Raw genomic sequence first — 12,290 nt, forward strand, 5'->3', positions numbered from 1 at the left:
GATCAATGAACCATGAACTATGATCAATGAACTATGAACTTCCCAAAAACCAAAACCCTAATTGTAATTGCCGGCCCTACAGCGGTTGGTAAAACGGCGGCGGCTATTGAGGTGGCAAAACGTTTCAATACTGTGGTGGTATCGGCCGATTCAAGGCAGTTTTTCAGGGAAATGAGTATTGGTACCGCCAAACCCGACGCCAATGAACTGGCCCAGGTAAAACACTATTTTATCGATTCCCATTCTATAACCGAGCCATTTTCGGTGGGTGATTTTGAGAGTGAATGCTTGGAGTTACTTGACGACCTTTTTAAAAAGCACGACTATGTCGTTTTGGCAGGTGGCTCTGGCCTGTACATCAAAGCTATTTGTGAAGGCTTTGATGATTTGCCAACGGCCGATCCGGCTATCCGCGAAAAATTAAATCTTGAGCTGGAAGAAAAAGGACTAAATTATTTGCACGAAAAGTTAAAACTGGCCGATCCTGTTTACTATAACCAGGTTGACCTACGCAACCCGCAACGCATCATCAGGGCGCTGGAAGTTTTTGAAAGCACCGGCAATCCCATTTCGTCTTATCGCCAGGCAACGGTTAACAAGCGCCCGTTCCACATCATCAAGCTGGCCCTTAACATGCCGCGAGAAGTGTTATATCGCCGCATTAACCACCGGGTTGATATAATGATGCAGCACGGTTTGTTAGCAGAGGCGACTTCATTACTCCCCTACCGCCATTTAAACGCCTTGAATACGGTAGGCTACGCTGAGATTTTTGATTATATGGACGGTGCCACAACACTTGATAAAGCAGTTGAAATGATTAAGCAAAATACCAGGCGATTTGCCAAAAGACAACTTACCTGGTTTCGTAAGGATCAACAGTTTATTTGGTTTGATGCCGGAGCACCAAACCTGACCAAAAAAATGGTTGAGGCGGTGGAAAATGTCTCTTAAAATCCAATCGCCTGCCCCTCCATTATATAGCTTGGTCAAAATCCATTTAATACCCTCAACATTAGTATAAATTTGCTAATATTGCAGTTTAAATGCTAAGTACTACTATTTAGGTGGATTTAGCGGGTTTTTTAAATTAGCATGCACAAATATTATCTTACCCATCTGCAGGAATTGGAATCTGAAGCCATTTACGTGATACGCGAAGTGGTTGCCCAGTTTGATCGTCCTGCAATACTGTTTTCGGGCGGTAAAGACTCCATTGTTGTTACTCACCTGGCCCAAAAGGCTTTTTGGCCGGCCAAAATACCAATGCCGCTTATCCACATTGATACCGGGCATAATTTCCCCGAGACTATGGAGTTCAGGGACCAACTGGTTGAAAAACTTGGTGTACAACTGATTGTAGGATCGGTACAGGAAGCCATAAACAAAGGCCGCGCAGTTGAAGAAAGCGGTATTAACGCCAGCCGGAACGAATTGCAAATCGTATCGTTATTAGATACCATTGAGCATCATAAAATTGATGCGGCTATTGGCGGCGCACGCCGCGATGAGGAAAAAGCCCGTTCAAAAGAACGCTTCTTTTCGCATCGCGATGAGTTTGGCCAATGGGACCCTAAAAATCAACGGCCCGAACTGTGGAATATTTTTAACGGCCGTAAACGCATGGGCGAACATTTCAGGGTATTCCCGATTAGTAACTGGACGGAAATGGATATATGGAATTACATTCTGCAGGAAAACATTGCTATCCCGTCGCTGTACTTTGCACATAACCGTAACGCCGTTTACCGCGACGGTACCTGGCTGCCTGCATCGGAGTTTTTATCATTACGCGATGGCGAATTTGTAGAAAACAAGCTAATGCGTTTCCGTACCCTGGGCGATATCACCATTACCGGCGGTATTGAATCGGACGCAGATACGCTGGAGAAGATTGTTGCCGAGGTATCGGCCACGCGCAGCACCGAACGCGGTAACCGCAGCGACGACAAGCGCTCGGATACATCAATGGAAGACAGGAAAAAACAAGGTTATTTTTAAATTGAATTAACAGGCTTTTTGGCCAACAATATACTACGCCAACCTGGCAACAGGCCACACGTACCTCATTATTATGGAACTATTACGTTTTACAACAGCCGGCAGTGTAGATGATGGGAAAAGTACCCTCATAGGGCGGTTACTATACGACTCCAAATCTATTTTTGAAGATCAGATGGAGGCCGTAAAACAATCGAGCGAAAGGAAAGGCTTACAGCATGTGGATCTTTCGCTTCTTACTGATGGTCTGCGATCTGAAAGGGAACAAGGCATCACTATTGACGTAGCTTACCGCTATTTTGCCACACCAAAACGTAAATTTATTATCGCCGATACCCCCGGGCACATCCAATACACCCGTAACATGGTTACCGGGGCCTCAACCGCTAACTTAGCCTTGGTACTTATTGATGCCCGCAAAGGAGTTGTTGAACAAACCTGCCGTCACTCGTTTATCGCGTCGTTGTTAAAAATACCTCATATCATCGTTTGCATCAACAAAATGGATTTGGTTGATTACTCTGAAGAGGTATTTAATAATGTAGTTGAGCAATACAAAGCTTTTGCTGCCAAAATAGATGTTAATGATATCCGTTTTGTGCCTATCAGCGCACTTGAAGGCGACAACGTAGTTAACGATTCTGTTAACATGCCGTGGTACAAAGGTGAAAGTTTGTTGCACACTTTAGAAACCATTCATATTGCAAGCGATGAAAACCATGCCGATGCCCGTTTCCCGGTACAAACCGTGATTCGCCCGCATGCTGCCGAATATCATGACTACCGCGGCTATGCAGGCCGTATTGCCGGTGGTATATTTAAACCAGGCGATAAAATAACGGTATTGCCTTCGGGACTAACATCGACTATTAAATCAATCGATACATTTTCGGGGCCGGTTGAAGAAGCTTTTGCGCCAATGTCGGTGTCTATTACTTTAGAGGATGACATTGATGTAAGCCGTGGCGATATGATTGTTAAAGACGAAAGCGAACCATTTGTAAGCCAGGATTTGGAGGTGATGCTTTGCTGGATGGGGACCCGGGGCCCGCGTCCGGGAGCTAAATATCACCTTAAAAATACAACCCGCGAGGTGATGGCCATTATAAAGGAAGTTTATTACAAGCTGGACATTAACACCATGGAAAAGCTTGAAAATGCCGGGGATATTAAAATGAACGAGATGGCCCGTGTACGCCTGCGTACCACTCAGCCACTTGTTTTTGATGAATATCGCAAAAACCGTATTACCGGCTCATTAATTTTGGTTGACGAAGCCACCAATGAAACCGTAGCAGCAGGAACGCTGGCCCCTCCCGCCCTGTAATTGCAGATTTCAGATGTGCAAATTTTTTTAAATTTCAGATGATAAAAACAGGGTCCGGCTTCTTTTGAAACCGGACCCTGTTAGCTTAACAAGCTATTATCTTATCATTTGAAATCTGCACATCTGAAATCTGCACATTTGCAACCTAAATATACTTCGCCCCAAACTTGCTCTTCACATCGGAAACTATCTGTTTCACATTCTGCTCTTCGTCGCGCGGGCAAATCATCAGGGTATTATTGGATTCAACTACGATGAAATCATGCAGACCCTTTAAAATCACCAGTTTTTCGCCAGGTACATTTACCATACAGTTTGATGAATCGTACATGATCACCTTTTCTGAAGGGATAACAGCATTACCTACGTAATCCTTTTCGGCCAGGTCGTAAATAGATGCCCAGGTGCCAAGGTCGCTCCAGCCAAATTCTGATGGCAATACATAAACATTATTGGCTTTTTCCATAATCCCATAGTCAATGGATATATTAACACATTGCTGATAAGCTTTGTGTATATGGTTTTTTTCGGCATCTGTATTATAAACCGGCCTGGCATCAGCAAAAATTTCGTGCATTTCGGGCAAAAAGGAATCAAAAGCTTTCACAATTTCTTTGGCCGACCATACGAAAATACCGGCATTCCATAAAAAATCGCCGCTTTGGATAAAAGTTTTTGCTATATCAAGCGTTGGCTTTTCAGTAAAGGTTTTCACCTTGTGGAAGTCTGAATTTATGGTATTATCGGTGTATTGAATATAACCATAGCCGGTATCTGGCCTCGATGGCTTGATGCCCAAAGTTACAAGGCAATTATTGGAGGTGGCAGTCTCTAACGATTTAATGATGGCCGTTACAAAAGCGTCTTCATCTAATATCTGCTGATCCGAAGGGGCTACAACAATTGCGGCATCAGGGTTGAGGCTTTCTATTTTAAAACATCCATAAGCTACGCAAGGGGCGGTATTACGCATAACCGGCTCGGTAAGTATTTGCTGGTCTTCCATATCCGGAAGCTGCGTTTTCACAAGTTTGGTATAATTTTCGTTCGTTACAACGTAAATATTTTCTTTAGGACAAACTTTCAAAAAGCGTTCGTAAGTATTTTGAATTAGGGTTTTTCCGGTTCCAAGAATATCAATGAATTGTTTAGGATGCGATGTGCGGCTTATAGGCCAAAAACGGCTACCTATTCCGCCTGCCATGATGATGGCATAGTAGTTTTTGTTCATGTGTAATTTTAAGAATTAAGCTGAATATATCATAATCGAAAATTAGCAACTTTGAGTACTAAAATACACTAACAATTCAACAAAGCAGTAGTTTCATTATAAATTATTTAACAATTAAACCACTCATTATTAAGCACAAAAATCCCCGCCAATTTAATAACCGGAACTACTTTAAAAATAAAATGCAATTATCAGGCCTTAAATACACCTATTGGGTTAGCAGTAAAATCAGGAAAGAGGACTTTATCATTACTGATCCTGAGGTGCTTATCGGCCACTTCGCTAAACACATTTCTAAAATCGGTTGTAACGGCAAGGTCGCGGCCATCTTCCAGGTTTTCTATTGCGAGTGGCTGCATATTGCCGTGCACCAGGCCACCATTTACACTGTTGCCTAAAATAAAGTTACAGGATGCGCGGCCATGATCGGTACCGCCAGTTCCATTTTGATGAACGGTGCGGCCAAATTCGGTCATTGTCATTACGGTTACGTCATCCTGGTAGGTACTGCCAATGTCCGTCCAGAAAGCCATCATGCTATTGCTCAGATCTGCTACGTTTCGGGCAAATATGCCATTCGCCGTTCCCTGGTTAAAATGCGTATCCCAACCATTTGATTCGGCAAAAGCTACTTCCATACCCACATTCATTTTTATCAACTGCGCAATTTGCTTTAAAGAATTACCTAAAGCCGAGTTTGGATAAACGGCGCCGTTGGCGGGTAAATAATTTTTAATATTGGCTTTTTGCAGCATTTTTAAGGCATCAAAACTCTCCTTGCCAGTATCTTTTAATAAACCGGGAGCGGTTCTGTCATAAAGTTCTTCAAAGCTTTTTGCGGCCAGGTTGGTACCTGCAGGGTTACCACGCATTTGCAATGCAAAATCCTGCAGGTTGCTGATTGCAACGGCCGGGTTATCGCCATAAAAAGAACGGGGCATAGCCGATGTTAAGCTTACTGCTGTAAAAGGTGTAAGCGCATCATGGCCTAACAAGCCAACAGCACGGTTAAGCCAACCACTTGCAGTACCTTTATTAAAGGGTGTGCCGCTTTCCATGTAATCCTGCGCATCAAAATGCGAGCGGGTGTTATTTGGCGAGCCGATACCATGAACTATGCCCAGCCTTTTTTCGCGAAACATAGGTTCAAAAGCCTTCATTGACGGGTGTAATCCAAACCTGCCATCGAGGTCTATCAATGGGTTATCGTTACCTGTTTTGGCAGCATCCATAAATAAGCCGGGGCGGGCCTCCTTAAGGTATTGATCGGTAAACGGGGTTACTGCCATCAATCCATCCATTGCACCACGCTGAAAAATGCACACCAGCGTTTTTCCTTTTTTATAAGGGGTTATTATCTTATCCTGCGCGGCAGCTTCGGCTATAAATGCCGGTATGCCTCCCATAAGCCCAACGCCAAAAAAGGCAAGGCCACCTGTTTTTAAAAATCCTCGTCTTGATAACATAATCTTTTGCAATTTATCAAATTAACGTCGTTGGTATTCCGGCGATCCAATGATAATACCAACTACCTGGGCCATCATTGATTTTGCCTCATCGGGTTTAGGCATTACCTGTGTCCTGGCTTTTTTGCCCGTGGTGTCGCCCACCATTGATAAGGCATCTTTAACCGGCGGCGTAGTAATATTACTTGCCTTATCTACCTTTACCACCAGTTGCGGATCATTGAGCATTGGGGTGAGTTGTTTTATAGTGTTATCCAACGGCCGTTCGGGCATAATAAGTTTGCTATAGGTAATAAGTGCTGCCTGGCTGCTTTCGGGCTCGTGGCCTTTGTTTAATTTTAACAAGTCGAATTTAATCCCAGGTATGCGACCAGTGGCAAAAGCCAGCCCAAAGTTCATCCGGCTAAGTAAAGCACCTGTGTTGATCCAGTACTGGCCCTTATCCGGGAAGCCGGTTGGCGCCTGGTAATAATATACCTTTTCGCCCATGCGGTTTATCCAGGTATATAACTGGTATGGCTGTGTCACCTGGGCGTTTAAGCTACGCACTGTATTTATGGCCAGCTCAAACGGCGATTTTGTTTTTTCGCGCAAGGCAGATGCCGACCAAAACTCCGGCGCCGATACCATCGTGATTAACACCTGTTTGATATCACCATCACTGTTTAAAAACGTTTTGGCCATTTTATCAATTAAACTCTGTGGTGGAGCATCGCTCACAAACCTTACCGCCAGCTTGCGCGATATGAATTTTGCGGTTGAGGGGTGATGTGCCAGCATACTCAATAATTGTACACCTTCATCGTAACCGCCGTTGGGGCCAAAGTGCCGGCCTAATACAATCTTCTCGCTATTATCATGGCGGCCCGGGGTGAATAAAAAATCGCCGTCATGCACCATTCCCTCAGCAATAATGCCCTTATCTATAACTTTTGATATAATATCGTTTCCCTTGCTAAAATCACCCATAGGGTATACCGACCAGCCTGTAAGCACTTTAGCCGCCTGGGTAACATCCTGCTGGCTGTACCCGCCATCAACACCCAGCGTATGCAGTTCCATTACTTCTCGGGCGTAGTTTTCGTTAAGGCCACGTTGCTGCCTTGCTTTTTTTAATTGGTTAAGTGCCATGGCTTGCTTAGTGGTATCGGCAAACACCAATTTGAGTGTTATTTTAGGCTTCTCTGGCAGGGCAGATGCGCTGCTAAAATTATCCAGGTAATACAACATAGCCGGCGATTTGGCTGTGGCTAACAACAAATCATTAAACTTACCCAATGCATCAGGCCTGATAACATCGCGCTCATAATCAGGTATAAACTGGGCGCATTCATTTTTAGTAATAGATACGTTGAAATGGTTAAACCAAAAACTGGTCATTACCTCCTGCAACTGGTTATTTGTATAGGCTGCCCTTAGTATTTTTTGATTGATAAACTGCCTGAACAACTCCTGTTGTGGTTTTATGCCCTTTTGAGCCATATACTCCTGTAGCATCTTTTTATATTCGGGCTTATTATTTTGAATTGAATCTTTATTGATAATCCCATCTTTTATAGCCCGCCGTGCTACAATCCCCGGCCGGGGATAGGTATCAACAATTTGGCTGTTGCTTAGTTTAAGAGCATCAAAGCTATCCAGCGTATGGTTAAGGGAATCATCCGGTAGTTTGGCATCCAATTGCTCGCTAAACCATTTTTCCAAACCCTCGCGGGCTACGGCTTCAACCTGGCCTGGCGTGGCGCCATAGGTAAAACGGCTTAGTAAATGTGCCGCAGCCTGATTTTTACTCAAACCAGCCTGTTTATAGGGGAACTTATGAATCTCGTTTGGATTATTGCGGTCATAAAACGATGAAAAAAACAGCAAACCGCCAATGAGCACAAACACCGGCAGCATCAACCCTTTTAATGATTTCATAAATGAATTATTTTTCGTTTACAATTCTATGACCAAGATGAGCAGGGATAGTTTAATCCAAATGTAACAGGACATTGTAACAAATATGTGCAGGAATTGTAAAAACTAAAAAGCCCGCAAATAGTTTGCCGGCTTTTTATGGAAGTTTTAAAAATACTAATAAAACCCAAACTGCCCGGCAGCCATATCGGCAATTGCATTGCCAATAGCTAATGATGCCGTTGCTGCCGGCGACGGGGCGTTGATAACATGCAGCATATTATCCTTGGCCTCAATTTTAAAATCATCAAGAGTTTCGCCTTCGGCAGATATGGCCATTGCCCTTACGCCGGCACGGCCCGGCTGTAAATCGTCCATAGTAAGGCTGGGGATAAGCTGTTGCAGGCCGGTTAAAAAACGTTTTTTTGAAAATGCACGCCGGTACTCATCAAGCCCAAAACGCCAATGTTTTGTAAACAGGTTCCAGGTTCCTTTAAATTTCAAAGCCTCGATAGTATCGCCTAACGAAAAATCGGTTTTGCCGTATCCTTCGCGCTTAAATACAAATACGGCGTTGGGGCCGCACTCTACGGTACCGTCAATCATCCGCGTAAAATGTACGCCAAGGAAAGGGAACTCGGGATTTGGTACCGGGTAGATAAGGTTTTTCACTTTGCTTTTCCCCTGTTCGGTCAAATCAAAATAATCGCCCCGGAAGCCAACTATATGGGCCTCGCTTGGCGCACCGGCACCGGCTGCCAACCTGTCGGCTTGTAATCCGCCCGCGGTAATTAAATATTTTGTATTAAAGGTACCTTTGCTGGCAATAACTGTGGTATAATCGGCATGGTGTTCAAATGCTTTGGCAGCGCAATTGGTAAGTACTTTGCTTTGGGGGAATTTAGCCTCAAACAGTTCGCGGTATTTACGCGTAACGGCAGCAAAGCCAATAATGCCGGTGCAAGGCACCCAGATGCCTTCAATCCCTTCACAATAAGGTTCAATTTCTTTAATCTGCGCACTGTTTATACGTTCAATCCCTTCTACGCCGTTGGCCAGGCCGTTATTAAAAACCTTGTTCATGTGGGCCAATTCCGATTGTTTGGTAGCTACAATGACTTTTCCGCAAATATCATGAGGTACCTTATGCTCTTTTGCGAACGCAACCAGTTCCCGGCGGCCATTTACGCATAATTTAGCCTTATATGAATTGGGTTTGTAGTAGATACCCGAATGAATAACGCCCGAATTATGCCCCGTTTGGTGGGCGGCCACCTCACCTTCCTTCTCCAGCACAAGGATTTTTTTATCAGGATTGCGTGTATTGATTTTATAGGCTGTCGCCATCCCAACAATGCCGCCACCTACAACAATAAGATCATATAGGTTTTCCATTGCTTGATTATTCCATGTTACTTTAATAACGTTAATTTACGCCTAAACTTTTAAGTCCGTCCAAAAATACAAAAAACGGATTGGCGCAGTCAATCCGTTTTCATTTTAAAACCCCATATAATTGGGTACTATGCTGCTATTCTTGTATACCTTGAATATATTTCCCGTATCCGCTTTTAATATATTTTTGAGCTAACACTTGCAGCTGTTCATATGTTATAAAGCCCATCCTGTAAGCCACTTCTTCAATGCAGCCTATTTTGGTACACTGTCGTTTTTCAATAACCCTCACAAATTCCGACGCATCGCTTAGCGAATCAAAAGTACCGGTATCAAGCCACGCGGTACCGCGGTCCATTACACCAACCTGGAGTTCTCCTTTTTCAAGATAGATCCTGTTTACATCAGTAATTTCAAATTCGCCCCGCGGGGATGCCGGGATGTTCTTTGCAATTTCTACAACCTGGTTGTCATAAAAATACAAGCCGGGCACGGCATAATTTGATTTTGGCTTTAAAGGCTTCTCTTCGATAGACAGCGCCTTAAAGTTTTTGTCAAACTCAACTACGCCATATCTTTCAGGATCAGCAACGGGGTAAGCAAATATAGCTGCACCATTTACGTCGTTAAAGCTTTGCAACAACTTGCTAAAGCCCGATCCATAAAATATATTGTCGCCAAGTACCAAAGCTACCTTATCAGTGCCAATAAAATCAGCTCCAATTACAAAAGCCTGCGCAAGCCCATTAGGTACTTCCTGCACTGCAAACTCAAAACGGCAACCAAGTTCGCTGCCATCGCCCAGCAAACGCACAAAACCAGGCTGATCTTCGGGAGTTGTTATTATTAATATCTCGTTTATCCCGGCAAGCATCAATACCGATAATGGATAATAAATCATTGGTTTATCGTAAATAGGCATCAGTTGCTTGCTGATGGCTTTGGTAATGGGGTAAAGGCGGGTTCCGGAGCCGCCTGCCAGGATAATTCCTTTCATATGAGGGTTGTTTAGATTTTTATTGTGCAGATTCAAGCGCTTCAATACAAACTTTAAGACTGTCACGCCAGTACGGGATACCAATGCCAAATGTTTTCTTGATCTTTGATTTATCCATTACAGAAAAAGCGGGCCTTGTTGCCCTTGTAGGATATTCGCTTGTACGAATGGGATAAACTTTCACCTGGGTATTTGATAAATCAAATATGCCCTTCGCAAAATCGTACCACGAGGTAACGCCTTCATTACTGTAATGATAGGTACCGTAGTTGCCTTGTCCCGAAGCAATGATATCCAATATAGCGCCCGCCAGGTCAATAGCGTATGTGGGTGTACCCACCTGGTCGACAATGATCTTCAACTCGTCCCTTTCGGCACCAAGCTTAAGCATAGTTTTAACAAAATTATTGGCAAATTCAGAATACAACCAGCTGGTACGGATAATGTAATGCGCCGGCAAAATTGTGGCAACCTCCTGCTCACCTTCTAATTTTGTAAGGCCATAAATGCTTATTGGTTCGGCAATATCATCTTCTGCAAGTGGGCTGGGTACGTCTCCCCTGAAAACAAAATCGGTTGAGATTTGTACCAATACAGCATCGTGTGCCTTACACTGAATTGCCAGGTTTTTGGCACCTGTCTTGTTTATTTTTCGGGCAAGGTCAATATCGTCTTCTGCTTTATCCACAGCGGTGTAAGCTGCGCAATTAATAACATAAGCAGGTTTATATTGTTCAAATACCTTATTTAGTAACCCTGCGTCCAGGATATTGGCTTCAGATTCGGGAGGAAAAAACATGGAGGTGATACCTTTAACGGCGGCTACCTTTTTCAAACACTGCCCCAACTGGCCAGAAGCACCGAATACTACTATATTTTGCATATCGAAATTTTATAATTTAAGTACTGGCGATAAATGTAATTATTAAAAACCCAGCTCGCCTGCATCTTTTAAAAATGGCAGTTCAAGGTCCTTTTCAGATACTAACAATTCGCTTGCCGGCATACCCCAATCAATATTCAACTCCGGATCAGCATAATGTAACCCGCCTTCGGCCGCTTTATGGTAATAATTATCGCATTTGTATTGAAAAACCGCAATATCGCTCAATACGATGAAGCCATGTGCAAAGCCACGGGGAATAAAAAGCTGCTGGTTATTTTCTTCAGATAGCCTTACCGAGAAGTGCTGGGCATAAGTGGGCGAGCCTGTCCGCAAATCGACAGCTACATCCAACACTTCGCCTTTAGTTACCCTCACCAGCTTTGCTTGCGCATATTCGCCTTTTTGCAGATGCAACCCCCTGAATACGCCTTTTGTTGAATACGATTGATTATCCTGAACAAAATTCACCTCGTAACCTACTGCATTATTAAAGTTTTGCGTGTTATAGGATTCAAAAAAGTATCCCCGGGCATCATTAAAAATCCTGGGTGTTATAATTATGCATCCTTCGAGCGGAGTGGGTGTGATTAGCATCGTGTATGGAAATGATTATTTGTCGGTTAAAGTTTTATATTTTGTATAATATAAGTAATTATAGCTTGTATCCTTATTAATGCAATATTATTGGTTATTTTGATGTTCGGGATGGCCTTTCAAAATAAGCATTGCCCATTTGTTTATTTATGCGTAACTTCTTTTTAATTTTGTAAAGGTACAAAATCAAAAATTTCAATACGGCTGCTTTACTGGTCTTGGCTATATTTAATCACCAATAAATAATTTTAACAATGTTTTCTGCCCGCTTGGTGCAGGAGACCACGCCATCGAAATAGCATAAGCTGTGTATCACAATAATTTATCTTTTTTTGTCCAAACATCGCCAATACTTTACTTTAAACATCCCCACACAAAAAAATGTTTTTCAGCAGAGCTGGCAGCTATTTCATCCAAACTATCCAAAAAAGATTACTTCCTGGCTAACCAACCCTAAAAAGCACACCTGCAACAAATTCCTTATCTTTGCGGCA

Annotated in this window: 10 protein-coding genes; 3 read left to right on the forward strand and 7 right to left on the reverse strand. The window is 43.2% G+C overall.

Translation table 11 applies throughout. The features are described from left to right. The first annotated feature begins 33 nt into the window (after positions 1–33). The 3 genes from miaA to cysN all read left to right on the forward strand — a co-directional run bounded on the left by miaA (position 34) and on the right by cysN (position 3,328). Positions 34–954, forward strand: coding sequence for a tRNA (adenosine(37)-N6)-dimethylallyltransferase MiaA (gene miaA / locus ACFGVS_RS13320; RefSeq protein WP_439698991.1), 921 nt, complete (start codon positions 34–36; stop codon positions 952–954). A 141-nt stretch (positions 955–1,095) separates the two neighbouring features. After that, on the forward strand, positions 1,096–2,001 hold the full coding sequence (cysD, locus tag ACFGVS_RS13325; RefSeq protein WP_090651329.1) for a sulfate adenylyltransferase subunit CysD: 906 nt from the start codon (positions 1,096–1,098) through the stop codon (positions 1,999–2,001). Positions 2,002–2,074: 73 nt separating this feature from the next. Then, the gene (gene cysN / locus ACFGVS_RS13330) at positions 2,075–3,328 is read left to right on the forward strand and encodes a sulfate adenylyltransferase subunit CysN (RefSeq protein ID WP_439698992.1); all 1,254 of its coding nucleotides are present in this window, start codon (positions 2,075–2,077) and stop codon (positions 3,326–3,328) included. A 145-nt stretch (positions 3,329–3,473) separates the two neighbouring features. On the opposite strand, the gene ACFGVS_RS13335 is transcribed toward cysN, so the two are convergent. The 7 genes from ACFGVS_RS13335 to rfbC form a co-directional block, all read right to left on the reverse strand. Beyond that, complete coding sequence (locus ACFGVS_RS13335) at positions 3,474–4,559, reverse strand: mannose-1-phosphate guanylyltransferase (protein WP_439698993.1); 1,086 nt, start codon at positions 4,557–4,559, stop codon at positions 3,474–3,476. A gap of 191 nt (positions 4,560–4,750) precedes the next feature. Next, a complete protein-coding gene (locus ACFGVS_RS13340) occupies positions 4,751–6,025 on the reverse strand; it encodes a DUF1501 domain-containing protein (protein WP_439698994.1) in 1,275 nt (424 codons plus the stop codon). 21 nt (positions 6,026–6,046) lie between these two features. Further along, positions 6,047–7,945: a DUF1800 domain-containing protein gene (locus ACFGVS_RS13345; RefSeq protein ID WP_439698995.1), complete on the reverse strand. Its 1,899-nt coding sequence runs from the start codon at positions 7,943–7,945 to the stop codon at positions 6,047–6,049. Between the two features lie 156 nt (positions 7,946–8,101). Next, positions 8,102–9,319 carry an L-2-hydroxyglutarate oxidase gene (lhgO, locus tag ACFGVS_RS13350; RefSeq protein ID WP_090651334.1) on the reverse strand — a complete coding sequence of 406 codons (1,218 nt, stop codon included), beginning with the start codon at positions 9,317–9,319 and terminating at the stop codon, positions 8,102–8,104. Positions 9,320–9,455: 136 nt separating this feature from the next. Then, positions 9,456–10,316, reverse strand: a complete 861-nt coding sequence (gene rfbA, locus ACFGVS_RS13355) for a glucose-1-phosphate thymidylyltransferase RfbA (protein ID WP_274211990.1) — start codon at positions 10,314–10,316, stop codon at positions 9,456–9,458. Between the two features lie 19 nt (positions 10,317–10,335). After that, the gene (rfbD, locus tag ACFGVS_RS13360) at positions 10,336–11,199 is read right to left on the reverse strand and encodes a dTDP-4-dehydrorhamnose reductase (RefSeq protein WP_439698996.1); all 864 of its coding nucleotides are present in this window, start codon (positions 11,197–11,199) and stop codon (positions 10,336–10,338) included. 42 nt (positions 11,200–11,241) lie between these two features. Next, complete coding sequence (gene rfbC / locus ACFGVS_RS13365; RefSeq protein ID WP_274211988.1) at positions 11,242–11,796, reverse strand: dTDP-4-dehydrorhamnose 3,5-epimerase; 555 nt, start codon at positions 11,794–11,796, stop codon at positions 11,242–11,244. Between the last annotated feature and the right edge of the window lie 494 nt (positions 11,797–12,290).

Origin of the sequence: Mucilaginibacter sediminis (assembly GCF_051903035.1) — a bacterium.
Classification (GTDB): Bacteria; Bacteroidota; Bacteroidia; order Sphingobacteriales; family Sphingobacteriaceae; genus Mucilaginibacter.

Bases quoted from the DNA above. Each gene is read 5' to 3' on its own strand.
- miaA (WP_439698991.1), top strand. From the start codon at position 34: ATGAACTTCCCAAAAACCAAAACCCTAATTGTAATTGCCGGCCCTACA.
- cysD (WP_090651329.1), top strand. From the start codon at position 1,096: ATGCACAAATATTATCTTACCCATCTGCAGGAATTGGAATCTGAAGCC.
- cysN (WP_439698992.1), top strand. From the start codon at position 2,075: ATGGAACTATTACGTTTTACAACAGCCGGCAGTGTAGATGATGGGAAA.
- ACFGVS_RS13335 (WP_439698993.1), bottom strand. From the start codon at position 4,559: ATGAACAAAAACTACTATGCCATCATCATGGCAGGCGGAATAGGTAGC.
- ACFGVS_RS13340 (WP_439698994.1), bottom strand. From the start codon at position 6,025: ATGTTATCAAGACGAGGATTTTTAAAAACAGGTGGCCTTGCCTTTTTT.
- ACFGVS_RS13345 (WP_439698995.1), bottom strand. From the start codon at position 7,945: ATGAAATCATTAAAAGGGTTGATGCTGCCGGTGTTTGTGCTCATTGGC.
- lhgO (WP_090651334.1), bottom strand. From the start codon at position 9,319: ATGGAAAACCTATATGATCTTATTGTTGTAGGTGGCGGCATTGTTGGG.
- rfbA (WP_274211990.1), bottom strand. From the start codon at position 10,316: ATGAAAGGAATTATCCTGGCAGGCGGCTCCGGAACCCGCCTTTACCCC.
- rfbD (WP_439698996.1), bottom strand. From the start codon at position 11,199: ATGCAAAATATAGTAGTATTCGGTGCTTCTGGCCAGTTGGGGCAGTGT.
- rfbC (WP_274211988.1), bottom strand. From the start codon at position 11,796: ATGCTAATCACACCCACTCCGCTCGAAGGATGCATAATTATAACACCC.